General features: G+C 66.3%; 25 protein-coding genes. 15 read left to right on the forward strand and 10 right to left on the reverse strand.

The features are described 5' to 3' along the window. Positions 1-10: 10 nt before the first annotated feature. Entirely contained in the window at positions 11-1177 is a 1167-nt protein-coding gene (locus ACQPYR_RS20150; protein WP_433634425.1) for a serine hydrolase domain-containing protein, read from the reverse strand. A gap of 187 nt (positions 1178-1364) precedes the next feature. Here ACQPYR_RS20150 and ACQPYR_RS20155 point away from each other — a divergent pair, with 187 nt between their 5' ends. Genes ACQPYR_RS20155 through ACQPYR_RS20170 form a run of 4 tightly spaced genes read left to right on the forward strand, consistent with a single transcriptional unit; the run spans position 1365 to position 4101 of the window. Next, positions 1365-1769, forward strand: coding sequence for a YciI family protein (locus ACQPYR_RS20155; protein ID WP_433635194.1), 405 nt, complete (start codon positions 1365-1367; stop codon positions 1767-1769). Positions 1770-1779: 10 nt separating this feature from the next. Further along, positions 1780-3024 (forward strand): RNA polymerase sigma factor, encoded by a 1245-nt coding sequence (locus tag ACQPYR_RS20160; RefSeq protein WP_433634427.1) that lies wholly within the window; start codon positions 1780-1782, stop codon positions 3022-3024. After that, complete coding sequence (locus ACQPYR_RS20165; protein ID WP_433634429.1) at positions 3017-3400, forward strand: NYN domain-containing protein; 384 nt, start codon at positions 3017-3019, stop codon at positions 3398-3400. The genes ACQPYR_RS20160 and ACQPYR_RS20165 overlap by 8 nt, the downstream gene beginning before the upstream one ends. A gap of 56 nt (positions 3401-3456) precedes the next feature. After that, positions 3457-4101 carry a pentapeptide repeat-containing protein gene (locus tag ACQPYR_RS20170; RefSeq protein WP_433634431.1) on the forward strand — a complete coding sequence of 215 codons (645 nt, stop codon included), beginning with the start codon at positions 3457-3459 and terminating at the stop codon, positions 4099-4101. Here ACQPYR_RS20170 and ACQPYR_RS20175 read toward each other — a convergent pair. After that, positions 4098-5477 carry a bifunctional lysylphosphatidylglycerol flippase/synthetase MprF gene (locus tag ACQPYR_RS20175; protein WP_433634433.1) on the reverse strand — a complete coding sequence of 460 codons (1380 nt, stop codon included), beginning with the start codon at positions 5475-5477 and terminating at the stop codon, positions 4098-4100. The two genes, ACQPYR_RS20170 and ACQPYR_RS20175, sit on opposite strands and share 4 nt — an antisense overlap. 534 nt (positions 5478-6011) lie before the next feature. Here ACQPYR_RS20175 and ACQPYR_RS20180 point away from each other — a divergent pair. Together ACQPYR_RS20180 and ACQPYR_RS20185 are read left to right on the forward strand one after the other, a co-directional pair. Continuing rightward, positions 6012-6872: an SDR family oxidoreductase gene (locus ACQPYR_RS20180; RefSeq protein ID WP_433634435.1), complete on the forward strand. Its 861-nt coding sequence runs from the start codon at positions 6012-6014 to the stop codon at positions 6870-6872. 21 nt (positions 6873-6893) lie between these two features. Then, a complete protein-coding gene (locus ACQPYR_RS20185) occupies positions 6894-7043 on the forward strand; it encodes a hypothetical protein (RefSeq protein WP_433634437.1) in 150 nt (49 codons plus the stop codon). Positions 7044-7048: 5 nt separating this feature from the next. On the opposite strand, the gene ACQPYR_RS20190 is transcribed toward ACQPYR_RS20185, so the two are convergent. Beyond that, positions 7049-7771, reverse strand: a complete 723-nt coding sequence (locus ACQPYR_RS20190) for a CAP domain-containing protein (RefSeq protein WP_433634439.1) — start codon at positions 7769-7771, stop codon at positions 7049-7051. A gap of 123 nt (positions 7772-7894) precedes the next feature. Here ACQPYR_RS20190 and ACQPYR_RS20195 point away from each other — a divergent pair, with 123 nt between their 5' ends. Continuing rightward, complete coding sequence (locus ACQPYR_RS20195; protein WP_433634441.1) at positions 7895-9229, forward strand: serine/threonine-protein kinase; 1335 nt, start codon at positions 7895-7897, stop codon at positions 9227-9229. A gap of 18 nt (positions 9230-9247) precedes the next feature. Here the strand turns inward: ACQPYR_RS20195 and ACQPYR_RS20200 are convergent, their stop codons facing one another. Genes ACQPYR_RS20200 through ACQPYR_RS20225 form a run of 6 tightly spaced genes read right to left on the reverse strand, consistent with a single transcriptional unit; the run spans position 9248 to position 16083 of the window. Beyond that, on the reverse strand, positions 9248-9754 hold the full coding sequence (locus ACQPYR_RS20200; protein WP_433634443.1) for a hypothetical protein: 507 nt from the start codon (positions 9752-9754) through the stop codon (positions 9248-9250). Positions 9755-9763: 9 nt separating this feature from the next. Next, the gene (locus ACQPYR_RS20205) at positions 9764-12229 is read right to left on the reverse strand and encodes an ATP-binding cassette domain-containing protein (RefSeq protein WP_433634445.1); all 2466 of its coding nucleotides are present in this window, start codon (positions 12227-12229) and stop codon (positions 9764-9766) included. 14 nt (positions 12230-12243) lie between these two features. Beyond that, positions 12244-13332, reverse strand: a complete 1089-nt coding sequence (locus ACQPYR_RS20210) for a hypothetical protein (RefSeq protein WP_433634447.1) — start codon at positions 13330-13332, stop codon at positions 12244-12246. Between the two features lie 9 nt (positions 13333-13341). Further along, entirely contained in the window at positions 13342-14811 is a 1470-nt protein-coding gene (locus ACQPYR_RS20215) for a protein phosphatase 2C domain-containing protein (RefSeq protein ID WP_433634449.1), read from the reverse strand. 6 nt (positions 14812-14817) lie between these two features. Further along, entirely contained in the window at positions 14818-15552 is a 735-nt protein-coding gene (locus ACQPYR_RS20220) for a vWA domain-containing protein (protein WP_433634451.1), read from the reverse strand. 12 nt (positions 15553-15564) lie between these two features. Next, on the reverse strand, positions 15565-16083 hold the full coding sequence (locus tag ACQPYR_RS20225) for a hypothetical protein (protein ID WP_433634453.1): 519 nt from the start codon (positions 16081-16083) through the stop codon (positions 15565-15567). A 406-nt stretch (positions 16084-16489) separates the two neighbouring features. Here ACQPYR_RS20225 and ACQPYR_RS20230 point away from each other — a divergent pair, with 406 nt between their 5' ends. The 4 genes from ACQPYR_RS20230 (at position 16490) to ACQPYR_RS20245 (ending at position 20901) form a co-directional block, all read left to right on the forward strand. Next, a complete protein-coding gene (locus ACQPYR_RS20230) occupies positions 16490-17359 on the forward strand; it encodes an IclR family transcriptional regulator (protein WP_433634455.1) in 870 nt (289 codons plus the stop codon). 99 nt (positions 17360-17458) lie between these two features. Then, positions 17459-18733: a hypothetical protein gene (locus tag ACQPYR_RS20235; protein ID WP_433634457.1), complete on the forward strand. Its 1275-nt coding sequence runs from the start codon at positions 17459-17461 to the stop codon at positions 18731-18733. Further along, on the forward strand, positions 18730-19719 hold the full coding sequence (locus ACQPYR_RS20240; protein WP_433634459.1) for a glutamate ABC transporter substrate-binding protein: 990 nt from the start codon (positions 18730-18732) through the stop codon (positions 19717-19719). Before ACQPYR_RS20235 ends, ACQPYR_RS20240 begins: the two co-directional genes overlap by 4 nt. A 3-nt stretch (positions 19720-19722) precedes the next feature. After that, on the forward strand, positions 19723-20901 hold the full coding sequence (locus ACQPYR_RS20245) for a hypothetical protein (RefSeq protein ID WP_433634461.1): 1179 nt from the start codon (positions 19723-19725) through the stop codon (positions 20899-20901). A gap of 259 nt (positions 20902-21160) precedes the next feature. On the opposite strand, the gene ACQPYR_RS20250 is transcribed toward ACQPYR_RS20245, so the two are convergent. Next, entirely contained in the window at positions 21161-21313 is a 153-nt protein-coding gene (locus tag ACQPYR_RS20250) for a hypothetical protein (protein ID WP_433634463.1), read from the reverse strand. Between ACQPYR_RS20250 and ACQPYR_RS20255 the strand changes: the two genes are divergently transcribed. From ACQPYR_RS20255 to ACQPYR_RS20270, 4 genes are read left to right on the forward strand one after another with little or no spacing between them, the layout of a single operon-like run. Continuing rightward, positions 21312-23321 (forward strand): tetratricopeptide repeat protein, encoded by a 2010-nt coding sequence (locus ACQPYR_RS20255; RefSeq protein WP_433634465.1) that lies wholly within the window; start codon positions 21312-21314, stop codon positions 23319-23321. The two genes, ACQPYR_RS20250 and ACQPYR_RS20255, sit on opposite strands and share 2 nt — an antisense overlap. After that, positions 23318-24382, forward strand: coding sequence for a PP2C family protein-serine/threonine phosphatase (locus tag ACQPYR_RS20260; RefSeq protein WP_433634467.1), 1065 nt, complete (start codon positions 23318-23320; stop codon positions 24380-24382). The genes ACQPYR_RS20255 and ACQPYR_RS20260 overlap by 4 nt, the downstream gene beginning before the upstream one ends. Next, positions 24379-25665, forward strand: a complete 1287-nt coding sequence (locus tag ACQPYR_RS20265; RefSeq protein ID WP_433634469.1) for a vWA domain-containing protein — start codon at positions 24379-24381, stop codon at positions 25663-25665. Before ACQPYR_RS20260 ends, ACQPYR_RS20265 begins: the two co-directional genes overlap by 4 nt. Continuing rightward, complete coding sequence (locus tag ACQPYR_RS20270) at positions 25665-26336, forward strand: FHA domain-containing protein (protein ID WP_433634471.1); 672 nt, start codon at positions 25665-25667, stop codon at positions 26334-26336. The genes ACQPYR_RS20265 and ACQPYR_RS20270 overlap by 1 nt, the downstream gene beginning before the upstream one ends. The last annotated feature ends 94 nt before the right edge of the window (positions 26337-26430 follow it).

Raw genomic sequence — 26430 nt, forward strand, 5'->3', positions numbered from 1 at the left:
CGGTCCAGTGCTAGGCGATGGCGTTGGTCACCGCGTCGACCAGACTGCGGGCACGCAGGTCCGGAGCACCTTCGATGATGTAGTTGGTGACGAAGGCGAAAGCGATGCCGGTGTCCGGATCGGCGAAGGCGAGGGAGCCGCCACGGCCCGGATGCCCGAAGGACTGGGGGCCTCCCAGTGCGAAACCTTCAGTGGGGAGCATGTATCCGGAGGCGTAGCGGTCGGGCAACATCATGACGCGGTCGATGCCTGCGGCTTGTTCGCTGGTTGCGGCGGCCAGAGTTTCGGGAGTCAGCAGGCGGGCGCCGTCGACCTCCCCGATGGTTGCCGCGTAGAGCCGGGCGAGGCCGCGCGCGGTTCCGATGCCGTTGCTCGACGGAATCTCGGCGGCATGCACCGCGGGATCGTTGAAATCGATATCGGCCGGATCGGTGACCTCGAAGGCGCGGTTGACCAACGCCTCCGGATCGCGCATCGCGACGACCATCGGCCGGAACTCCTCCGGGACCAACTCGTCCGGAACCGCCGCCAGATCGATCTTGGGCGCGAACACAAGTCGGCTGACGCGATGCCGTTCGGGCTCGGGCAAACCGATGAAGAAGTCGATACCGAACGGTCCGGCGACATCCTCGGCCAGAATCCGCCCGACGGTTCGCCCCGTCGCGCGTCGGATGACCTCACCGACCAGCCAGGCGAAAGTCCGCCCGTGGTATCCGTGCGCGGTGCCGGGCGGCCAGTTCGGGGTCTGCGCGGCGAGCGCCTCCACCATCGGCCCCCAGGCCAGCGCATCCGCCAGGGGTACCGGCTTATCCAGCGCCGCCAGCCCCGCCTGATGGGTCAGCAACCAGCGCACCGGGATATCGCCCTTACCCGCCGCGGCGAATTCCGGCCAGTATTGCGCGACCGGCGCGTCCAGGTCGAGCTCGCCACGCTGGGCGAGCAGATGCGCGACGGTCGCGGTGACGCCCTTGGTCGCCGAGTAGACCAGCTGCAGCGTGTCGCGCTCCCACGCCCGTTCACCCTCCGGATCGGCGAGCCCACCCCACAAATCCACCACCGGCTGCCCGTCCCGATACACCGCGACCGCCGCTCCGACATCCCCCTGCTCGGCGAAATTCGCCGCGAATACCTCGCGCACCGCCTCGAACCCGGATGCGACAACTCCATCGATCACCATGTCCCCCAGCATGTCACGCGCCGCGCTCGCTACGGCGGCCCTAGACCTACCCCCGGCCCCCGCACACCCAACTGCTGCTGTCGGAAGTTTTTTCCGCGGACATGTCCGAGAATGGACAGCGGCTGCGACGTATCTGATGAGCGGCGCCACCAGGAGCCGCCGGAGCGGAGGAGTTGTCGTGAAATACATGATCCTGAGCTACGGCTCGCAACAGGACTACGACGGCATGGTCGGCAAGGACACCGGCAAACCCATGTGGAGTCCCGAGGATTTCGCGGCCATGGCCGAGTTCATGGGCAACCTCAACAAGAAGCTGGCGGAATCCGGGGAACTGGTCGAGACGCGCGGTCTGGTCGAACCGGTGCACACCCGCCGCATCACCACCAAGAACGGCGCGCCGTTCGTGACCGACGGTCCCTACGCCGAGACGCAGGAGGTGCTCGCCGGATACTGGATCGTCGAATGCGAGAGCTTCGACCGCGCCACCGAAATCGCGGCCGAACTCAGCAAATGCCCGGCTCCGCCGCATATCGCCGATACGGCCTACGCCGACGTCCGGCCCATCGCGGAGTCCGCCCCCGAATTCGGCTGAGCCCCTTCCGATGTCGGATTCCGAGGTCGAGGACCTGCTGCGCGCCTGCGCACCGCAGGTCCTCGGCGCGCTGGTTCGGCGCTACGGTCATTTCGACACCGCGGAGGACTCGGTGCAGGAGGCACTGCTCGCCGCCGCGACCCAGTGGCCCGAAGCCGGCATTCCGGACAACCCGCGCGCCTGGCTGATCACCGTCGCCTCACGCCGTCTGACCGACCTGCTCCGCAACGAACAGGCCCGCCGCAGGCGCGAGGACACCGTGGCCCGCTGGGCACTGCCTGAGGACTGGCTCACCCCGCCCGCCGACCGCGACCCCACCGACTTCGACGACACCCTCGTCCTGCTGTTCCTGTGCTGTCACCCGTCGCTCTCACCCACCGCGCAGGTGGCGCTGACGCTGCGCGCGATCGGCGGCTTGACCACCACCGAAATAGCCCGCGCCTTCCTGGTGTCCGAGGCGACCATGACCAAACGCATCGGCCGCGCCAAGAAGATGATCAAGGACAGTGGTATCGGCTTCGCCCCACCCGTCGGCGCCCACCGCGACGCGCGCCTGGCCGCCGTGCTGCACGTGCTGTATCTGATCTTCACCGAGGGCTATGCCAGCACCTCGGGACCGAGCCTGCACCGCGTCGAACTCGCCGCCGAGGCCATCCGCCTGACCCGTCTGGTGCATCGCCTGCTGCCCGACGATGCCGAGGTCACCGGACTGCTCGCGCTGATGCTGCTCACCGATGCCCGCCGACCCGCCCGCACCGGACCCACCGGCGAGCTCGTTCCGATGGAAGACCAGAACCGCGCACTCTGGCACACCGAAGCGATCACCGAGGGCATCGCGCTGATCACCGAGGCGCTCCCCAACGGCGTACCCGGTCCGTATCAGCTGCAAGCCGCCATTGCGGCGCTGCACGATGAGGCGCAGACATACGAGGCCACCGATTGGCCGCAGATCATGTTGCTCTATGAACGACTGCTGGCCTTGGTCGACAATCCGATCATTGCCCTCAACCGCGCCGTGGCCGCAGCCATGGCTCGCGGACCGCTGGCCGGTTTGCGGCTCGTCGACGAGCTGGCCGATGGCGGCAAGTTGGCGGGGGATCACCGCCTGGCAGCGGTCCGTGCCCATCTGTTGGAATCGATGGGGGACCGGGCCGGTGCCCGCGAGGCATATCTGCTTGCCGCACAACAGACGATGAGCATCCCGCAACAGCGCTACCTGCACACCCGCGCCGCCCGCCTCAGCACCGATGAGTAGAAAGGAAGCGATGCTGATCGTCGTCGATGCCGCGAATGTCGTGGGCTCGCGTCCCGATGGCTGGTGGCGCGATCGTGCGGGTGCGGCTCGGCAACTGCTCATGCGGTTGAGCACGCTGGACCTCACACCACCCGCCCAAGTGGTCGTCGTACTCGAGGGTGCGGCGAAGGCCGCGGGATCGGAGGAATTCGAAGGCGTGCGCGTGGTGCTCGCGGACGGTTCGGGAGACGACGCGATCGTCGACGTCGTAGCCGCGGCCACCGCGGAGAACAGGATCACCGTCGTAACCGCCGATCGTGGACTCCGCGAGCGAATCCAAGCCCTCGGCGCCGAGGCGGTCGGCCCGCGCTGGCTGCTGGACCGCATCGACCCCTGACCTGTCGGATCCGACTGGTAGACAAGCAGGACCGTCGCCGAACCCGGAGGTCAACTGTGCCCAATGAACTCGAGGAATTGCCCTACGCGCGCTATCTCACGCCGCTGGAGAGCGATCTCGAACCCGAGGGCGACTACGACTGTGTGCACATCACCGGCGACGACCTCGATGACATCGAGGCAGGCAACTCGCGGTTCTCCGAAACCGTCTTCACCTCGCTCGCGATCAACCGCGGCAGCCTGCGGTTCTCCCGCTTCACCGATGTCTGGCAGCGCAACGTGCGCTGGGTCGGCACCGACCTGTCCGATACCTCCTGGCAGGACGTCGAATTGATCGCCGGTGCGCTATCGGGCGTCGATGCGGGCGGTGCCAACTTGCGTCGAGTGCGCTTCGAGGGCTGCAAATTCGACTCCGTGAACTTCCGCAAGACCAAATTGCGCGAGGTGCAATTCGTCGATTGCGTGCTGCGCCACACCGACTTCGGTGATGCCGAGCTGACCAAGGTCACCTTTCCCGGCACCACCGTGGAAGGCCTGCTGATCAACCGTGCCCGACTGCAACAGGTCGACCTGCGCGGTGCCGCGCACCTCGATGTCGCCGAGGGCCTCGATGCATTGCGCGGGGCAACCATCACCCCGCTGCAACTGATCGATCTGGCCCCCGAATTCGCCAAGGCGATCGGCATTACCGTCCGCGACTAGTGCTGCTTGCGGTGCGGCACGAACTCCAAGGTGAGCAGGGCCGCGGCCGCCAGCAGTACCTCGCGCCAGCGGATCAGCACGAAGCGCTGATCCGACATCGCTTGGAATTTGCGCAGGAATCGGTACAGCGATTCCAGCCGGATCAACGGATCGCCCAGGTGCACGAGCGCATAGATCAGCTTCCCGGTGCGCGTCCGCTCCTTCTCGGCGAACAATTCCGGGAAAGGGGCGAATGCCAGCGAGATCCGTTCGATCCCCTGGGTGCGGGCGTGGTCGACGAGATCGATGATCATCCGCTCGTCCAGCCCGTTCGGGGCATCCTTGCGCCGCCACGGCACATCCAGGCTGAGCTCGCGGCCCCGCCCGGAGACGCCATAGCGCTGGAAGCCCGCCACGCGCCCCTCCTCATCGCGGGCCAGCACCAGCAGCATGCCCGGATTCCGCCCGTCCAGCAGGTGGTCGAGGATCATCGAGAAGCCGCGATTCTGCCGACCGGTACGCCACTCGTCGACGATATCCAGCAGTTCTGCCCGCAACGGTTCGGTCAGGTCGGTCTCGTTGATGACCTCGGTGGTCACCCCGAAATTCCGGGTGCGGCTCACGCCCTGGCGCAGATTGCGGAAGGAACGCCCGACCATGGCGAATGTCGCGACATCGATGATCACATCGCGGCCGACCGGAATCGCACGCAACCCCCGATGCTCGATCGCCCGATGCCGCCACATCTCGGCCATATCCGGACTGGCACCGAGCACTGCGACCCGCCAGCCGTGATTCGCCGCGAATTCGGAGAAGTCCGTGAGCAGTGCCGGATAGTCGAGGCGATCGCCGATCGGATCACCGGCTACCACCGCGATCCCGAAGCGGGCCCGATAGCCGATCGCCGCGGTCGAATTCGCGTTGAAGTAGTAGGACTTCGACGAATGCAGCGCGAAGGCGGCGAGTGGATCGCGGTGGGTTCGGCCGACGAGTTCGGCGACCCGGTACAACTGCTCGGGCTGGGGCCGACTCGACTGCGGCAGCATCAGGATGAATCCGGTCGCGGCCAGGAAGACGAAGCCGAAGCCCGGATGCGAGGCGCGATAGGCGGCATTGGCCGCCGCAAGCACGAAAACCGCGATGGTGAAATGCGGCAGGGTGATCGGGCGGCGCAGATGCAAGCCACGCACCACGAAGAGTCCGGCGATCGACACGGCGACGAACCAGCCGTGGTCTTGCCCGGGGGCGGCGCGCCCGGCCTCGTAGACCAGCGCGACACTCATCAGCAACAGGGCGATGGAGATCACCGGGCGGACGGCCGGTGTGGTGGTGATCGAGGCATCGCGATACCCGGCGAGCGTGGAATTCCGTGCCGTCGTTTCGCGTCCCTCAGCCACGTCTGCCCCCCACTGGGCCGGTGGGTCCGAACAGGTTCCCCATGTGGTCCTCCCGATAATCCTGTACACGCAACAATATTGGGAACATGGGATGAGTGCTCGAACATTCCTGGCGCACCAAGATCGTTGGAGTCCACGAGTGTTCGCCCGGCAACCGCGCAAGGCTGAAGCTGGTGCGTCGGCCTCGATCGGACCGGGGCGAACGCGCCGCTGGCCGCTCCCATCGAGTATGCCACCGCAGTTCACCCGGACAAGGGCCTGTCCGTGGCCACATTCCGGACCATCGGCCCGGGTATCGCCGCCATGACACCGGCTTCATCGCTTGTATCTTCATCGCTTGTGTATCGCCTCCGTGCCGGTCTGTGTGAACGGCAGCGGGTCGCCACGAGCAGGATTCCCGGTCGACAGCTATCGTCCAGCGAGCGGGGTATCAATCGCATCTCGGTATCGGCCGACCAGTGGGTGAAGATGACGTCTGAGACGGACGTCGAGATCTATAGACAACAGTGTTCGTAATTGTCTATCGTTTGGTTCATGACAAAGTTCCACGGTAAGAGCTGCCTGATCACCGGAGCGGCGAGTGGATTGGGGCGCAGTACCGCCCTGGCGGTTGTCGCCAAGGGTGCATCGGTCATCCTGACCGATATCGATGATGCCGGACTGCGGAACACCGCCGATGACGTGCGCGCGCGGGGTGGCGTTGTGCACTTGGCCGCGCCCGCCGATGTCAGCGACTACGACGCTGTGGTGGCGTTGGCCGCGAAGGCGCACGCCGAGGTGGACAGTGTCGACATCGTGATGAATGTGGCAGGCATTGCCACCTGGGGCACCGTCGATCGGCTCACGCACACGCAGTGGCGGCGCACCATCGATATCGATCTGATGGGCCCGATCCATGTGATCGAGGAGTTCGTGCCGCGCATGATCGAGGCCGGGCGAGGTGGACATCTGGTCAATGTGGCCTCGGCCGCGGGCCTCTTCGGACTTCCCTGGCATGCGCCCTACAGTGCGGGCAAGTTCGGATTGCGTGGCGTTTCGGAGGTGCTGCGCTTCGATCTGCGCCGGCACCGGATCGGTGTCAGCCTGGTCTGCCCCGGCGCGATGGCGACGCCGATGGTGGACAGCGTCGATATCGCCGGCGTCGACCGGCAGGGCGCGGCGGTGCAGCAGGCGGTTTCGCTGTTCATGCGGCATGCGGTCACGCCGGAGCAGGCGGCCCGGTCGATCGTGCGCGGGGTCGAGCGCGATAAGTACATGGTCTTCACCTCCCCGGATATCCGAGTCGGCTATCTCGCGCAGCGCTACTTCCCGCCGTCGTACAACCTCGCGATGCGCGGGCTGAACTGGGCGATGAGCCGCTATATCGACAAGGCACCCGGGCCGACCGAGGTGTAAGCGGATACGACCGAGGATTCGGTGAACTGGAACGCTGCATCGTCACGATCGCGCCCAAGGTGCGACCTCGGACGCAGCCTGGGACCGCTGTTCGCGTCGCTCGCCGAATGGTCGGTCGACCTGGACAAGGTCGAACAGGCACGGCTGGACTACGACGCGAAGCAGCGGTAGGGCGATCATTTGCACGACGCGAAGTGCTGTACGTACAGACCTGCCTGGTCGGGGGCGGTGCCGGGTTGGGCGAGGCCATAGACCGCGCCTGGGCCGAGCAACGTCGAGTCTTTGTCGAGGATGTTGGTTCGGTGGGTGTCGGAGTGCATCCAGGCGTCCACGATGGCGCGGGCGGTGGATCGGTTGCCGGTGCCCCAGGCGGTGTTCTCCGCCCAGTGCGCCAAAGTCTTACCGGGGGCGCAGGGTTGGGCGGCAGCGATGCGCTTGCCGATCTGCACCGTGGCCTCCTGATTGTCGTCGGCGGTGGTGCGTGGGGTCTCGGGGTGGATGTGCCATTTCACCGTTTCCTGCTTGGTGCTGCCGACCCACCAGTTGAGGCGGTCGGCTTCGGTGCCGTACTTCTCCGCCGAGTCGACGAGCAGCATGTTCCATTCGAGGGCGGGGATGCCGCGTTGGGTGCGTTCGGCATTGGTCAGGCACAGGACCGCCTTTTCGATCTCGTGGCGGTAGGCGAGGTCGGGGAACAGATCCCGCAGGCGGCTGCGTGAGCCGGAGTTGCCGGATGGTGCCTTGTCCGGTGGGATTACCGGATCATCGGCGTGCGCGCAGTCGGGAGCCGCTGCGGCCGTAGGTAGCTCGGTGAGGGGGAATACTGCGATCGTCAGACCCGCGATGGCGGCCAGCAAGGCTGCGGCGGGGCGGCGGATCGGGTGTTTCGAAGGGCTCATACCCATGAGATTCGCGGCGGCGACCAATGAAACACCAACGGGGAACCAATGTGGTCGGACAATAGCCTCGGACAGTGCTAAACTCCGAAAACTACGACAGCTCAGCGTAATCGGCGAGGGAGAATGCTGAGACCATTGTTGCCGGATGATCCGACGGCTATCGGTACTTTCGTGTTACACGGCCGCCTCGGCGAGGGTGGAATGGGTGTCGTATTCCAGGGATTCGGCCCGGACGGCACTGTGGTCGCGATAAAGATGCCGCATACCCAATTGGCGCGGGATCCCGAGTTCCGGGCCAGATTTCGGCAGGAGGTCACCGCGGCCCAGCGGGTGCACGGACGGCGCATCGCGGAGGTGGTGGACGCCGATATCGAAGCGGAGCGGCCGTGGCTGGCGAATTCCTTCGTATCCGGTGAGTCGATGGCAGAGGCCATTCGGGAACGCGGCGCGATGTCGTCGGCACAGCTCTACGATTTCGCGAGCGGGCTCGCCGAAGCGCTCGAGTGCATACACAGCGCGGATGTCATTCATCGGGATTTGAAGCCGGACAACATCATTCTGACGTGGGACGGCCCGCAGGTCATCGATTTCGGTATCGCCCGGATTGTCGATGCCACCCGCCTCACCGAACCGGGACGCATCATCGGGACACTGGCGTGGATGCCGCCGGAAATGCTCGGCAATCAGGAAGTAGGTCCGCCCGCGGATATCTTCGCCTGGGGCGCGCTGGTCGCCTTCGCGGCGACCGGTCGGCCACCGTTCCACGCCGATACCCAGGCGGCGGTGATAGCGCGGATCATTCGGGACGATCCGGATCTCACCGACGTACCCGGCCGATACCGGCGCATGGTCCTCGCGGCGATGACCAAGGATCCCGATGCCAGGCCGACGGCCCGTGAATTGGTGAATTTCCTTGCGGCACAAGCCAAGGACGAGCGGAGCAACCGGCGCAAACAAACTGTTGCGGAACCGGCCGACGAGGTCACCGCACCGAACGAAGAGGCGCACGCGAGCACCGCGGCCGACGAAGTCACCGCGCGCAGGCATGACAGTGTGCCCGCATCGAATGAGGTCACAGAACTCGTCGCGGCCGAGGAAGGGCTGATGCGGTCCACCGAGCCGCAACGTAGACGCTCCACGTCGCCGCGCAACATTGTGGTTACCCCAGCCGATCGGCCTGTCGTCAACCAGGTGCCGCCGGGTCCGCCGGTCCCCAAACGCGATCCGGATCCCCGAACACCGATGGTCGTGGTCATAACTATTTTGTCGCTCTCAGGATTCGGCCTCGTACTGGGGCCGGTCGCGATTACGCGCGGACTCAGAGAACGAATTCATGCCCGCCGCGCATTCGTCGCACCACCCGCATCGGCCGCACGCTGGATCCGGCTCGGCTGGATCTCCCTCGTGATATCAGCCGTGGCGGTTGTGATCGCATTCCGGCTCAGCACACTACAGTGATGATTCGCCGCACGCGGATCAGTTGTGTAATTCGGTCTCCGAATTGAAGGTGATACTGATCAGCTCGCCGGGCATATATCGCTGGCTCAGATTCGCCACGAAGAATTCACAGACCGAAGACATGCGGCCGGAGCCGGGTTGCACATTCGCGGCACCAGGAAAGATCTGGGTGCCACCGCCTTTCGCGGGCAAAGGCCGGTAAGTCACCGACAACTCCGCACCCTCCTGCGTACCGAATTCCAGGGATGAGATTCCGCTCAGCCATACGGTTTCTCCGGTGCGCAACTCGAATCCGGCCCCATCGGTCGTGCAGTACCGCAGCGAATTCGGTTCGAAGATCACCCGTTGATTCGATCGCAATGTAATGGTCCCGCCCGGAATCCGTCCGGTACGCACCGTCGGCGGACGCGTTCCGCCCGACTCCGGCGACTGCTGGACCTGACGCGGTGCGGCGGACGAGCATCCGGCCACACCGAGACTCACCAGAGCAAACACGCTCAGTAGCAGGCGGATTCGTGATGTCATGCCCAACTCCTATCTCAGGGCCATCAGCTGCTGCCGCAGCACCCGAATGGTCGATGCGGTGGCGACGATCGCGATCATGACCAGCACCGCCGCGGCCGTCGCGACATGATGCAGATCGTGTGTCCAGATCAAATCGGCGAACGGCTTCGGCTGCCCCTGTGGCGGATCGGTCCCATCGGTGAGTCCGATATCGGCACCGATCCCCGCCGCCGCCCACCGCGACGGGGCTGCATAGGCGAAGGTCCGCAATACCGCACCGGGCGTGCCCTCGAACGGCGGTGCGAGCCCGGTCATCACCACTTGTAGCGCCAGCACGCCCATCAGCACGAAAACCGCCTGGCGCAAGGATTTCGAACATGCCGACACCAGCAGTCCGAGTGCCATCGCGGCCAGTGGCAGCGTAATCGCGAACAGCAGCAGTCCGTAGGGCTGCGGCAGCACCGGATTTGCGGGTCCGGACTTGATGCGCAGATATCCGATGGTCGATGCCACACCCAGCAGCACTGCGAGCGGTGTACAGGTGATCGCGCGCGCCAACACCACCGAGGCCGCCGAAATGCCCCAGCGCGCTTCGCGTTCGATGACCACGCGATCGTCGACAATGGCGGCGAAGGATTGCGCCATCGAGAAGAATGTGAGACAGACGATCAAGGCGATCATGACCGAACTGATCGCACGCGGATCACCACCCAGCCCTTTGTCCGAGGCAGCCGCACCTAGCAAGGCGGTCAAGCCGATGCCCGCCGCCGAACCCAGCGCGAGCGTTCGGAATCCATTGCGCTGACGGGCCCATTCCCGGCCGATCAGGCGTGGCAGATGCCGATGCAGGGAACCACGCATCGGTGCGGGCACCGCCCGCTCGGCCGGTTGCGGGGTCGAGGGTGCGGCGGGCTGCCCAGCCTGCCGGTCGGCGCGCAACTGATCCATCACCTCCGCGTAGCTGTCGACGCCGAAGGCGCGCAGCAACTCGCGGGGTGGTCCGAAGAATCCGAGTCGCCCGTGACCGGTCACCGCGAGCACCTTGTCGGCGCAGTCGACGTTGACCATCGAGTGGGTGACGACAACGACCGCGCAACCGGTTTCGGCGACCACCCGCAACCGCTGCATCATGGCGCGGTCCAAACCCTCGTCCAAGCCGGAGGTCGGCTCGTCCAGGACCAGCAACTGTGGATCACTCAGCAATTCCATGGCGGTCGAGACGCGCTTGCGCTGACCGCCCGAGAGCGTGTCGATCCGCTTGCCTACCTCACCCGCCAGCTCCATCTCGGCGATCACGGTGTCGACCCGGGCCGCCCGCTCGGTTCGGGTGGTATCGCTGGCCGTGCGCAGACCCGCAACCCACAGCAGTGCATCGCGCACCGCGAGGTCACCGAACATGGCGGGCTGTTGCGGCACAAAGGAAACCAGATGACTGGCTTGCATGCGGGAGGCGACCAGGTCGACTTGCCCCAGCCGCAACGAGCCCGCTGCCAGTGCGACCTCACCGAGCAGCCCCGCACACATGGTGGACTTCCCGGCCCCGGACGGTCCGATCACGGCCAGGACCTCACCGCGTGAGAGTTCGAAGGTCAGATCGCGCAAGGTGGGTTCGGTGCGACCCCGATACCGCAGGCTCACCCCGTCGAACCGCAGCAGCGGCTCCCGCGCGATCACGGCGGCGGGCACCAGTGTCAGCTGCGCAGGTCCCGATACTTCGAAGATGTGGTGCGCCAACATGAATTGCTCGCCCACCCGCAGCCGAGCGTGTAGCACGGGCTTGCCGTCGACGAACGGACGCGCATTGGTGGCGAGTCCGCGCAACTCCACAGCGCGCCCGGTCCAGCGCACTGTCGCATGCCGATGCGCCAGATCCAGTCCGGGCAGGGCGATTTCCGCGTCACCGCCCTCGCGGCCGATCGCGAGGACCCGCTCACTCGGCACCGACCAGGATCCAGGGCGTCCCGGGGATGGTGGGACGGTTTGTCGCGGGGGAGTCCGATCGACAGCCGGCGGTGATTGCGGCGGCGCATCGATGATCGTCCGGTCGGCGCCATTGACGACGCGCGCTCGCCGAGCAGGCGGCTGCGGTGGCGTGCGTTTCGATTGTGGTGGTCTCGCCGGGGCCGATGGCCGCGGTTCCTGCCCCGCCCGACCGACAACGGTCGGCGGCGTGACTTTCGCAATATCGTCCGCATTCGCCACTACGAGGCGAAATATCCGACCGCGCACCACGATCCGCAGTTCGTGTACCCCAGCACCCTCGATCGCCGTCCAGTTCCGTGGGCCGATCGGCACATCGTCGAGCGTCGCCTCGATCGTCGGATCCACGGCGCGGATGGCCCATCCGTTGATATGCCGGAACCGAAGCCACTGGCCTGCCGGACCGTCATCGCTGACCGAAATATCGGCGCCGGATCCGGAGCCGAGGGAATGGGTACGCCCGGAGATCCGGTGACGGATCGCACCGGTGGTGAGCAGGAGTGCGGGTTCGGACATCGGTTCGTTCCTGATCAGGCGAGCGCGATAACGATGGTGAGCAGCACGATGAACAGCGCGATCCACGCGACGACCACAATGGGTGAAATACCTTGGGACGGTGCACTACCCGTCGGCGCGGGTACGGCGACCCCGGCGAAGTGCGCGGCGCGAGTTTGCTCGTTCCAGGGTTCGCGCAGCGCGAAGTCGGTCCGCCGATACACCCGGCCGTCCGGCCGCACCACCGATTGCCAAGCCAGCGCAAGCGCCCGCAGGTCGGAGGAGGTCAGATCCGGGTGCGGGGTGGTCAGCAGCCGGTCGACCTTCTGGAAATCCCCGCTGGGCAAAAGTTGGGCGTACTGGCGGTAGTCGAGCTGATTCGCGGCCAGATCCTCGGCGAGGCAACGAATCGTCAGCAGTGCGAATTTGAAGAGATCGGTGGTCGCGGTGAACTGCTGCACCGGATACGGCGGCCGCCACGGCAGCGGATCCAGGCGTGGGGTCGCGCCGCGGCCGCCGATGAGGAAGGAATCGCAGTCCAGGAAGTAGTTGTGCGCCGAAACGATACCGTCGACCGGGCGTGCGTCGGTGGTCAGAATGTTGTTGGGCTGTAGATCCCCGACAACGATGTCGTTATCGTGCAGGAACTGCAGATCCACCAGCAACTGCCCGAGCCGTGCGATCTTGTGCGGGAAGTCGAAATAGGTGTGCCGACGCTTCTGCGCATCCGATACCCGCACCGCGACCCGGGTGAAGGCGCGCGGCTGCGGCCCGCTGTGCGATTCGAAGAAGAATTCGCGCGGTGCCAGCGGCATGAGAATGCCTACCACCGTTCGGTCTTCGACGACCACGGCATGTGGCCACGCACACAGCTCCAGCATCCGCTTCCGGTCGTCCTGATCCAGCCGGTGCGGCCAGCCGACCAACTCGCGCAGCACCTCCGGCTCCAACTGGCGCACCGTATCCCGGTCATAGCGCTTGAAGGCGACCGACACCTCATCCGGTGTCGTACACCGCCACACCTGCGCGGAACCGCCCTCACCCAACGGAAAGTCGCCCACGATGCGCAGTTCTTCCACGCGGTACTCGGTACGACCAGCTGCCGACCACCCCGGCATTGTCATTGCCCCCACCTACCGTCTTTCCCGGGCGGGCCCGCGCCCACGTGTCGGCCAGGCCGCGACGATGGTGCGGTCATCGTGCAGGCCGGGCAGGTCGAAGCCGACGAGCTGACCGAAAACATGCTCGGCGGGCCGCGGCCCGGCGACCTGCGGCAGCAGCGTGGCGAATTGTTCGGGCACCAGCCGGATCGCATCGGCCATACCGTCACTGGCCAGCACCACCATCAGATTCGACGGCACGAACGTGAATCCGGTGATCACGCGATCGGCATCGCGCGGCAGCGACGGCGTGACATTGCTGATCATTCCGCGCTTGGTCGCGTGCTGGGTAAGCCATTTGGTGGCGCCGGAATTCAGATCCACCAGCAGCAGATCGCAATCACCGACGGTCGCCCAGGCCAGCGGATAGCCGTCCGCCGAAACCGGACCGAGAGCGGCGAAGGCCAAGGTGCAGGCCGGGATCGAGGTCCGCTTGTTATCGCCTGCGCGGTGCGGGCTGCGGTAATCGAGCTCGGCGGCCAGCCCGTCGACCGATCCCGCGTCCAGTTGGGCGGCCACATTCGCGGTGATCTCCGCGGCGAGCGGCTCCCACGTGGACGGATAGCCGATGCGATCGAGCGAACTCGCGTTCCGGTGTAGCAGCGTCAGGCAGGCGCGGGTGGCGCGCTGGGCGGCAGCATGGGAATTGGCGGCCGAACCGAGCCCGTCGGCGACCGCGAGGTATACCCAGCCGCGATCCGGATCACCGCCGATGGCGTAGGCGTCCTCGCGGGTGTTGCCGTCCTTTGCGTGCGAAAGTCCCACCTGCGTGGCGGCATACACGTCGTAGCGGCCGCTGCGGCCGCGATCGACCGTGAGTCCGCTCACGCCCGAGGTGGTCAGGGCGGGCAGTTCCACCGGACGGGCGGACTCGGTGTGCTCGACATGCTCTCGGCGCATGGTCTCCTCGCCGCGTTCGGAGGCGGGAACATCAGCTCGGGGACCCACCAACAGGACCGCCGCGCCGGTGGACGTGGCGGCAAGGAAACAGATGAGGGCCGCAGGTAGCCACCACCATCCTGACCGCTCGTGCGCGGGTTCGGCGATCGAAACCATCAGCAGATCACCCGCCTTGTCGAGGGGGCGGACGCTGACTTCGTTACCGTCGACATCTCGCACCATCTGCCGTGTCGACGGCGCCTTGAACTCCGGTGGGAATTTGATGGGAGTACCCGAGATCAACGCGCAGGTATCGCCCGATTTGTTTTCCATTTGCGCCCGCACCGGGGAATTCCGCACGGCCACAGCGGTTTGCGGCTCAGCGGCGGCCGGTGGGCAGCCGCCGGTGACTTCGGCTAGGACCCGATCGGCGACCCGATCCGTCGTCCAGCTGTCGCTCCCGCTGTCACCCAGCAGTTGCACAACGATCGACAGCAGCGCACCCAGCAGTGCGATCCCGACCACCAACAGAATGGGTCGGCGGCGAAACGTATCCAGCGTCATGGCTATTCAGTCCAGTTCCCGCATACCGAGGGGCGTGCGGAACAGGAACCTGCCCTGCCCGACACTGCTGCTGATCGAGAACTTGATGCTGTTGATGATGGCGCGCAACAGATCGCCCGGCGCCACACTGCCCTCGGCGACACAGGCGACGCCGACCGGATTGCGGGAGCGCAACTGTCGCACCGTGTCCTCGCGCACATCACCGATGCCGAGGGCGACTACCACCGGGCGGAACGGGTGACTGGGCGCCTCCAGTCCGGCCCGCACCGGCACCCAGACCTCGTCGGGCTGGAACTTGCCGCGCACCTGTGGATTTCCGTCCGTGAGGAAAAAGATCACCGGCGTGTAGGTGTCCAATCGGGCGCTGGCGAAACGCTTGTGGTCGCCGCGCAATTGCCGGTCCAGGTAGCGGAATACGTCCGCGTAGTCGGTCGCGCCCTGGCGTGGCAGCGCGGGAATGGACGGATCGATGCGCAGCGGAGTCAGCGGCAGCACCGCGACGGCGGAATCACCGAAAGCGACGACCGAAAGATGCGCGGTGTCATAGGTGGTCGGATCTTCCTCGAGCACGTTGAGCATATCCGGCAGCGCCTGCTCCACCGTCTCGAGCGGCGTGATCTTCTGGTTGGTCCACGCGGGATCCCACATCGACCGGGAGACATCGCAGACGACATAGAACGGGAACACCCGGCTGGCGCTCACTCCGGCCTGGGTGAGTTGGAAACGAGTATCCTCACGCATTCCTGGCTCCGATTAGTTGGAAATTTCTGCGCGGCAATACACTCCGCGAGCGGTGGCCTGTTGGTCGGCGACGACCTTGCCGTCGACGGTGATCTTGCAGTGGGCCGCGCCGGCGGGATCGGGTGTGCCCTCGACGAAGACGACGAATCCACCGGTCCGGTTGCTGACCAGGGTGTGCGAATAGGGCAGTGTCGTGGCGCCCGCACCGAGATAGCTGCTGGCGCCGTCACTCCAGCTCAGATCGCGGACCTTGCCGTTGCCGGTCAGGTCGAAGACGACGGTGTGCTTCTTGGTCTTGTCCGACGTTCCGGTGGGACCGGTCGGACCCGTGGGACCGGTGGAACCGGAATTGTTGTTTCCGTTCGAATCACCGTTTCCGCCAGCGGATCCGGTGCCTTTGCCGGTGGGCTGATCCTGAATCGAAGTCTGATCCGCCTGCGGTAGGTGAATATCGAGATTCGACCTGCCGACCGCGAAGAAAACCGCGGCCGCCGCGACCACCGCGAGAACGGCGGTGAGTAGGTACTTCACTGGGTTCACTTTCCTGCTCGCCAAGCCCGGTGGACGGGACCTGGAATCAGCGTCCGGCAAATCCGGTGCGGAAACATCCCCGCCGTATCACTGAGTGACACGTTCATCGAAATCGGCTGTGCGTGCATTGATTACGGTCGCCTCGGGCTGCGACGCTTTAGGGTTGGTCAGGGGTGCGTTAGGGGTCGGTACCGAACACGGGTCGGTACGTTTCGGGCCCCCTCAGATTCGCGGCACCGACCAACGAATAACCAACGGCCGTCCAACGAGATGTCGGTTTGACACCCGTGGCGATGCGGTCGCACACTCATCGCGACCGCGCATTTCTCGCGCGGCCGGTTCCCACTTCCCGAGAAGGTCGACATGATGTGTCGCCGCTGTGCTCCGGTCGCCTCGGCGGTGCGATATGCCCGATGACAAAACCGTGGTGGGGCGCGCCGTCGCGATTATCGAGGCGGTCGCCGATGCCCGGGATCCGGTCACGCTGGCCACTTTGACCAAGCGCACCGGCATTCCGAAACCCACCGTCCGCCGCATCGCCAACGATCTGGCCCGGCGCGGCATGCTCGAACTGACCCCGGACGGCTACCGCGCGGGCACGCTGCTGATCTACCACGGTCTGCGCGCGGCCCAGCAGCACGGTTTCGTGCTCACCGCACAGCCCTACATCCAGGACCTGTATCTGCGCACACGCGGCGAAATCGTCTGGTGCGCAAGCCTGTACGGCGGGGAGCTGACCCTCAACGGTTCGGCGTTCGGCCGCAACTACGCCGCGGTGATGAAGCGACAGAACTGGCCGAGCCTGGCATCGTTCGGGCCGAGTATGGTCCTCACCGCGGCGGGACGACTGCAGATCGCCGCACACGACGAACAGGCCGAACAGATCTTCGCGAAGGGCTGGGCACCGCTGACCCAGTATTCGGTCACCGATGCGCGCAAACTGCGGGCATTGCTCGACGAGGCCCGCGATACCGGATTCGTGCACGAGCGCGAGCAAACCCTGGTCGGATGGAGCTGTGTGGCATCGGCCGTGCGCGACGGCTCGGGTGCGTTGATCGGTGCGATCGGGATCACCGGCCGCAGTGCCGTTATCGAACAGCGCAGTCTGCACACCGGTTTGATGCGCTCGGTGGAGTCGCTGCAGCACGAACTGCGCGAGGACAGCTCGGCCGGCGTGCCGCTCGGCAAACCGATGAAGTCCTTCGGGGAGATCTTCACCCAGTACCCGCGCTGGACGCCGAACCTCGCACCGCTGCTCGATGTGACCTCGGATTGACCTCGGATTTCGATGCCCCCGAGGCGATGGGCAGCAAACCCGAATTCCCTCCCGTACTATCGCGATCGGGAACACCGGCCGGGTAGATGAAGGGGGACGGTGTTGGAGATTCGCCTACCGGCGACCATGCGCAACGGGGGTGCGTGGTTACGGCGCTTCGCCGGGACGACTCCGGGTGCCATCGGCGTGGTCGCTGTCGTCACCGTGGTGTTGTGTCTGCTCGCCGCGTTGACCTCGGCCGACCAATTGAGCGGCAAGATCGCTCGGCGCGATACCGTGCTGGAGCACACCGAACCGCTGGCCTACGCCGCCCAGACCCTCTACGTCGCACTGTCGGCCGCAGACGCGTCCGCGGCCACGGCCTTCCTGTCCGGCGGCATCGAATCACCAGAGGTGCGGGGGCAGTATCAGCAGGCGCTCGCCGAAGCGGCGTCCGCACTCGCGGAGGCGACCGCCGGGGCCGCCGATCAGCAGACCAGGAATATCGTCGCCAAGATCGCCGCCGACCTGCCCGCTTACACCGGCCTGGTCGAAACCGCACGGGCGAACAACCGACAGGGCTTCCCCGTCGGTTCGTCGTATCTGCGCGAGGCCTCACTGCTGATGCAGAATTCCTTGCTGCCCAACGCCGAAATGCTGAGCAAGGACCGCATGGCCGCGGTGCGCCAGGATCAGCACGATATCGGCACGCTGCCGTGGACGACCATCGTGCTGCTGATGCTGGTGCTCATCGGTTGTGGCGGTGGCACTTTCGTCCTGCTGCGTCGCACCAATCGCCGGATGAATCTGGGTCTCGCGGTCGCCGCGGGCGCAACCGCCCTCGCGTTGTTCTGGGTGGTCGCCGCGACGATCATCGCCGCGGCCGCACTCGATACCGGCAGATCCGGGGCGACCAGTCGCTTCGAAACCCTGACCCAGGCCAGAATCCTGGCCCAGCAAGCGCGCACCGACGAAACCCTGGAGTTGATCACCCGCGGCGATATCACCACGAGCGAAACCGATTACCGCAAGCACACCACCGAACTTGCGGATCGGTTGGCAACGGTAACCGGAGCCGATTCGGCGGCCTCGCGGGGCGTGCTCGGCTGGACCGCCGGACATGCCAAACAGCGTGAGGCCTACGAGGCGGCGAACTATCCCACCGCCGTGGCGCAGGCCATCGGCACCGGTCCGGACACCTCGGCGACGTTGTTCGCGCATCTCGATCAGCTGTTGCGCGGCAACCTCATCCAGGAACGCGGTGCGTTGCGCGACGGCGTCGACTCGGCGGGTGCGACATTGACGCTCAGCCCCGCGGGGACACTGGTGCTGCTTTTCGGCGCTGCGGCCTCGACCGTCGCCGGCCTGTGGCCACGGCTGAAGGAGTTCCTGTGAGACAGCGAAACCACCTGCGGCAGTATGGCTTCGGATGGATGGCGCTGATCGCGGTGAGTACGCTGGTGACCGCATGCGGGTCCGGCATCCATGCCCCCGCCGCCACGAATGTGGCCGCGGTCAACCCCAAGCCCGATCTCGTCGAGATCACCACGCCACCGCAGACCGAATCCGGCGGCAGTTGCGATCCGGAGGCCACCCTGCGTTCCGGGCCGTTGCCGAGTCCAGGTGCGATGCCGTCGGGTTCGGCCATGGCGGCCATCGTCGCCAATGGCAAACTGCGGGTCGGGGTGGATCAGAACACCTACCTGTTCGGCTTCCGCAATCCCAGCACCGGACAGCTCGAGGGCTTCGACATCGATATCGCTCGCGAGATCGCCCGATCCCTCTTCGGTGATCCGGACCGGATCGAATTGCGTTCGGTCACCGCGGCCGAGCGGATACCCGCCCTGCAGAACAAACAGGTCGACCTGATCGTGCGCACCTTCTCGGCGACCTGTGAGCGGCGCCGCGATGTCGACTTCTCGGGCGTGTATTACCGTGCGACCCAACGCCTTCTGGCCACCCGCAACTCCGGCATCCGGACGGGCGCGGATCTGGGTGGTAAGCGGGTGTGCGTCACCCGTGGCACCACCTCACCGGGCCCGCTGTTCAGCCTGCCGAAGCGGCCCGTCGTCTTGGGCGCCTCGAACTGGACCGACTGTCTGGCCGCGCTGCAACAGGGGCACGTGGACGCGATCAGTGGTGACGATCCGATCCTGGTCGGCCTGGTGGCCCAGGACCGGAATCTGGAGATCGTCGGCGAGGTGATCGGCACCGGGGCGTACGCGGTCGGCATCGCGCAGGGGCATCCGGATCTGGTCCGCTTCGTCAACGGCGTGCTGGAACGCATCCGCAGCGACGGCACCTGGCAGCAGCTCTACAACGCCAGACTCAGCGCCCTCGGCCCGTCGCCGGGTCCACCAGATCTCCGCTACAAAGAGTGAACCATGCAGCTACTCACTCTCGCCGAAATCGACGCTGAATTGACCACCCGCACAATCGAATTCGATGCCATCACGGCCACCCTGCTGGAACTGGACAAACATCCGGGCCACACACTGCTGCAGCGGTATCCGCCGACCGGGGTGACCGAACAGCGCTGGCTGCCGGTCCGCGCCGCACTCGCACTGATGTGGGAGGACTACAGCCGTCTGCAGATCATCCTGGAATCGGCGCGCAAGGTGCGCGGCACTCGGGCTCGCCTCGACGACGCTGAGCGCACCGAACTCACCCGGCTGCTGCGTGGGCGTCCCTACGAGGCCGCGCGCACGCCGATACCGATGGCGCAACGTTCGCTCACCGGACCCGCCGAAGAGGTTCTGTTCGTCGGACTCGCCGATACCGTTGATCGCATGCGGGCCACCTTCCCGGAAATCGCCGAATTCCTCGACGCGATCGATGCGGTGAACACGAGGGTGATGTCGGGCCTTGCGCCACTGCAGGACACCCTGGACAAAGCGGGTGCGGCCGGGGGTGAGACGACACAGTTGCGCGCGATCGGCGACGGCATCGCCGCATTGCTGAGCCGGTCGGCGACGGATCCGCTCGCGTTGACGGTGCCGGAGATCGATGCGCGCATCGCGGAGTTGTCGGGGGAGTTGCGGCAGGTGGCCACCATCCTCGCCGAACTCGATGCGGTCGCTGCGGATTGGGCCGAGGCGGTCGCCGAAACGCGCAGGCGCTTGACGCTGCTGCGAGCCACTCGAGCCCGCGCGGCGCAGGCACGGACGCAGGTCGAGGCGAAGATCCTGGCCGGCCCGCTGCCAGTGTACGAGGACAACACCGCCGCGCTCGAAGCCGCACTCGATGCGTTATCCGCGAAATCGGGTACGGCGGCGGAGTTGGTTCGGTTGCGCACGCGGATCGCGGAAGCGGCCGCGGGAGCGGCCACCGTGGAGGAATTGGCTCAGGGCCTGCTCGATCGGCGGGGCGAATTGCGTGGACGACTGGCCGCCTATCAGGCGAAGGCGGCTCGTCTCGGCGTCAGCGAGGACCGAGATGTCCTGGCCTCCAATCAGATCGCGGCAGGTCTGCTCGCGCGGCGACCGTGCGATCTGGCGGCCGTCACCCGGGCGGTCGCCGACTTCCAGCAGATCATCGGGGAGAAATCGGGGCGGGGCAGATGACCTGTAATGAGCCGGGATGCGACGGCACGATCGAAGACGGATACTGCGTGGTGTGCGGCACCGCACCCGCCGAGGCGACTACGGTCGCCGCGGAAATTCCCATCCCGCATGGGGGTTCGACTGAGAGTCGCGCCTGCGCCGAACCCGGCTGCACCGGAACCGTTGTCGGTGGATATTGCGACACATGCGGTACGGCTCCAGCTGAATCGCAGCAGGCTACCTGTGCCGAGCCGGGCTGTCGCGGAACAGTCGTCGACGGCTACTGCGCTGCTTGCGGCACAGCTCCGGCCGGAAACTCCGGAACTTCCGCACTGTCGGCGCGCTCCGGAAGCACCCGCGCCTCGGGACGTTCGGTTCGCACCGGCCGGTCCTCGTCGAAATCCAGCGCGCGCGGCCGCCTCGGCGCGGGCATGGTGGAAGTGCCGCGGATGCCGCGCATCGACCCGGCCACCGCGGTCCTGGCCGATCCACAGGTCGCCGAGGGAAAGCGCTTCTGCGGCAAATGCGAACGACCGGTCGGCCGCGGCCGTGACGGTACGCCCGGCCGCACCGACGGCTTCTGCCCCAACTGCGGCACCCGGTTCTCGTTCACGCCCAAGCTGCGCAAGGGCGATCTGGTCGGCGGACAGTACGACGTGGTCGGCTGTTTGGCGCACGGCGGGCTCGGCTGGATCTATCTGGCCACCGACCGCAATGTCGCCAACCGCTGGGTGGTGCTGAAAGGTCTGCTCAATTCCGGGGATCTGGACGCGATGGCCGCAGCGGTCGCCGAAAAGCGATTCCTCGCCGAAGTCGAACATCCCAGCATCGTCAAGATCTACAACTTCGTCGAGCACCGCGGCGCCGACGGTGTCGCGGTCGGCTACATCGTCATGGAGTACGTCGGCGGGACGTCGCTCAAACAGATTTTGCGCGCCCGCCGCGATGCCGACGGCAGCTATCTGCCGCCACCGCAGGCCATCGCCTACATTCTGGAGATGCTGCCCGCGCTCGGATATCTGCATTCGCTCGGTCTGGCCTACTGCGATTTCAAACCCGACAATGTGATGCAGACCGATGAACAGCTCAAGCTCATCGATATGGGCGCGGTGATCGCGATGGACGATCAGGACAGCCCCATCTACGGCACCATCGGCTATCAGGCGCCCGAAATCTCCGAAACCGGACCGACCGTCGCCACCGAGGTCTACACCGTCGGCCGCACCCTGGCCGTGTTGCTGATGAATGTGCCGCAGGAGGGCGGACACTTCGGCGCGCTGCCCGATCCGGATGCCGAACCGCTACTGGCGAAATACGATTCGCTGCACCGATTCATCCTGCGCGCCACCGACGCCGATCCGGAGGCACGCTTCTCTTCGATGGAGGAGATGGCCGATCAGCTGACCGGCGTGCTGCGCGAGGTGTTGAGCATCGATGACGGTGTGCCGCGTCCCGGAATGTCGGCCTACTTCGGGCCGGCGCGTGGCGTATTCGGCATACAGGAGGCACCCATGCCGACGAGTATCGTTGCGACACTACCGGTTCCGCTGGTCGATCCGAACGACAGTGGTGCCGCTCTGCTCGCCACCACCGGCGGAACGTCACCCGCCGAACTGGAACCGGCCTTCGAGGCGGGACTGCGCTCGGTGCTCACGACCCGCGGCGCGTCCGTGGAGATTCCATTGCGGCTGGTGCGCGCCGCGTTGGAGGTCGGCGATCCAGCCGACGCGCTGCGCCGACTCGACGAACTCGCCGACACCATGCCCGGTGACTGGCGGCTGGCCTGGTATCGCGGTCAAGCCGAGCTGCTCGCGGGCAATACGGATGCGGCATATGGCGAATTCGATGCGGTGTACGCCGCTTTGCCCGGTGAGGCCGCGCCGAAGGTCGCACAGGCGGCCGTCGCCGAACTCGCGGGCGCGCAGTCGGATCGGCAACAGGCCGCGCGCTACTACGACACGGTCTGGCGCACCGACCACGGCTTCGTCAGCGCCGCCTTCGGACTGGCCCGGCTGCGCAATGCGGACGGCGATCGCGACGGCGCGGTGGCCGTACTCGACCAGGTGGACTCGGCCTCGGCGCTCTACACCGAGGCGCGGCTGACGGCCGTGGAGACCATGCTGGCCGACCGTAGAGCCGACGAACTGTCGGAAACACTGCTGCGCGATGCGGCCGGACGGGTCGAAGCATTGCGGATCGAGTCGAAAAGCCTTGGCGCACAGGTGCGGATGCGCGTGCTGAATGCCGCATTGAACTGGCTGCGCGCGGGTAAAGCACCGACGACACATGGGGCGCTGCTCGGCGCCAACCTCGATCAGGACGGAGTACGAACCGGTTTGGAGCGCTGCTATCGCGACCTCGCCCGCGAAACCGAAGATATGTGGGCTCGATTCGAGCTGGTGGATCGTGCCAATGCGATCCGGCCGAGGACGAACCTATGACCGGACCTGATACCACGGTGCAGCCGCGGTGCCCGGAATGCTCGGCGCGGGTCGGGGTGGCCGACCGGTTCTGTGAGGCCTGTGGCCGCGAACTCGGCGCGCGCAGAATCGCGCTGCCGCGGCCGGATCCGGATGCGGCATCGACGTGTGAGGGCTGTGGCGGCACACGCTACGACGCCGACGGTTACTGCGACGGCTGCGGTCAATTGCGGCCGCAGCCGGATCGATTCGAGGCCGATCTCGGCGCAGTCTATGTCATGACCGATCGCGGTATCGCGCACGCGCGCAACGAGGATGCGGTCGCTGCCGCGGTACTGGAAGACGGGGCCAAGCGCCCGGTCGTCACCGTGATCGCGGTCAGCGACGGCGTTTCCACCTCCGACGATCCGCAGGCGGCCTCGGGCGCGGCGGCGCGTGCGGGCGTCGATGCCTGCCTCACCGCATTGGCCGAAGCCCGCTCGGGCACGGCCGTGGTCATGGCCGGTCTCACGGCCGCGTCGCAGGCCGTCCGCGATATCGCGACGCACGAGGGTCACGCGCCCTCGTGCACCTATGTTTCGGCCATCGTGCGCGGATACGGCGGCGACGGCGTGGAGATCACCGTCGCGAATGTCGGTGACAGCCGGGCATATTGGTTGCAGGGCGTCGGCGTCGAGCCGATCGCGGGCGGGAATCTGCCGTCGACGCGGCTGACCGTGGACGACTCGTGGGCGCAGGCGCTCGTCGATGCCGGCGCCATGGACGAACAGTCCGCGATGCAGGATCCGCGGGCGCATACCTTGCTGCGCTGGCTCGGTGCCGACAGCGAGGACAAAGCGTGGTCGGACCGCTGTGTGAAGACCTTTCACACGACGGGTCCCGGGGTGCTGTTGCTGTGTAGCGACGGACTCTGGAACTACGTGTCGGATCCGACGGCGCTGGCGCGGATGGTCAGCGGGTTACCGCGCGAGGAGGCGGCGCGGGCACTTGTCGAATTTGCACTACGGTCCGGGGGGAGCGACAACATCACCGTTGCGCTGGTGCCGATCGGGCCATCGGTCGACGCAGGAGTAGCACAGTGAGTTCCATTGCGAATAACGGAATTTCGGTAGCGATAGATCAGAACGAATACCTGGCCGAGGGCGCGGACACGGTCGACGCGGTAGTGACCGTGGAGACCGGCGCGGATTTCGTGGCGGCCGGACCGGAGCCGGACCGACTGGAGGTGTTGATCATCGACTGCTCCGGATCAATGGCCACCGGTAAGAAGTTCGAGGGGGCGCGCCGAGCCACCCTTGCCGCACTCGATGTACTGAAGGACGGCACCCGGTTCGCGATCATCGAGGGCACATCGATGGCGCGGCTGACCTATCCGAGCGATAAACCGTCGGTGCCCGTCAACCGCGACACCAGGGCCGCGGCACGGCGTGCCCTGGACAAGTTGCGTCCCAACGGCGGCACCGCGATGGGCACCTGGCTCGGGCTCACCCGGCAACTGGCCAAGAAACATCCGGATGCCATGGTGCACGCCATTCTGCTCACCGACGGCAAGAACGAACACGAGGAACCCGCGGCGCTGGCGGCCGAGATCGAACAGTCCGAGGGGGTCTTCACCTGCGACTGCCGCGGGGTCGGAACCGACTGGCAGGTGGACGAATTGCGCACCATCGCCTCGGCGCTGCACGGCACGGTGGATATCGTCGCGGATCCGGCGAATCTGGCCGCGGACTTCGCCGCCATGACGCAGACGTCGATGGCCAAGGCGATCCCGGAACTGACCCTGCGGGTGTGGACACCGGCGGGCGCCACCGCTCAGTTCGTCAAGCAGGTCGCGCCGACCATCGAGGACCTCACGACGCGACGCACCGATGCCGGACCGCAGCTGGGGGAGTACCCGCTCGGTGCCTGGGGCGCGGAGGACCGCGACTATCACGTGCAGGTGCGGGTCGAGCCGGCCGCACCGGGACGGGAGAAGCTCGCGGCCCGTATCAGTGTGGTCGCGGGCGACGAGGTGGTCGGGCAGGGATTGGTGCGCGCGGTGTGGACCACCGAGACCGAGCTCTCGGCCCGGATCAGCAGGCGGGTTGCGCATTACACCGGACAGGCCGAACTCGCCCAGGTCGTGCAGGAGGGGTTGAGCGCGCGTAAAAACGGTGATGTGGAGACCGCGACGGCGAAACTGCGGCGTGCGGTCGAGCTCGCCGCCGAATCCGGGAACGAGGGCACCGCGAAGCTGTTGCGCGGTGTGGTCGAGGTGGACGAGCGCAATGGCACGGTGCGGTTGCGCGCCAGGGTCGAGGCCGCGGACGAAATGGCTTTGGACGCACGCTCGACCAAGACGGCGCGGGTACGCAAGGAGGGGTGATGGCTATTGCCACCTGTCCGGACGGGCATCAGTCCGTCGCGACAGATTACTGCGATGTCTGCGGTTCACCGATCGGCGCGCCCGCACCGACGATCGCGGCCGCGCTGTGCCCGTCGTGTGGGTCGCCGAGCACCGGCCGCTTCTGTGAAGTCTGCGGCGCTGATTCGGCACTGCCGACGCCGGAGCCGCGTGCGGCCGCGCCGACCGAAATCGTCACCGCCACTGCGGTTTCCGCCGCCGAGGTCGCGAGCGCGGCCGGTGCGGTGACATGGGTCGCCACGATCACCGCCGATCGCGAGTTCTACGACCGCGTGCAGGCCCGCAAGGGCCCCGACGCAGATCAGGTCGAGTTCCCGGCGTTCTATCCCGAGCGCCGAATCACCCTGCGCGGCACCGACATCCTGATCGGCAAACACAGCGTCTCCCAGGGCCTGCAACCCGAGATCGATCTGGGCATCGCCCCCGCCGACGCGGGGGTCTCCCGCGCTCACGCGATCCTCCGGCTCACCGAAAACGGCATAACCATCACCGATCTCGGCTCCACCAACGGCACGAGCCTCAATGGCGGCGAAGACCTGATCCCCGGCAAGGTGCCCGTCCCGCTCCAGAGCGGTGACCGCATTCACCTCGGCGGCTGGACCACAATCATCGTGACCGCGGAAAACCTCTGAGCGAATACTGCACCCCCCATTACAAGCTCACACCCGATAGGGGGTTTTCCGCAGTCATCTCGTCCATCGCGGCGATGACGTGGAACAGGAACCG

Source organism: Nocardia sp. CA-120079 (genome assembly GCF_050955745.1).
Lineage (GTDB): Bacteria > Actinomycetota > Actinomycetes > Mycobacteriales > Mycobacteriaceae > Nocardia.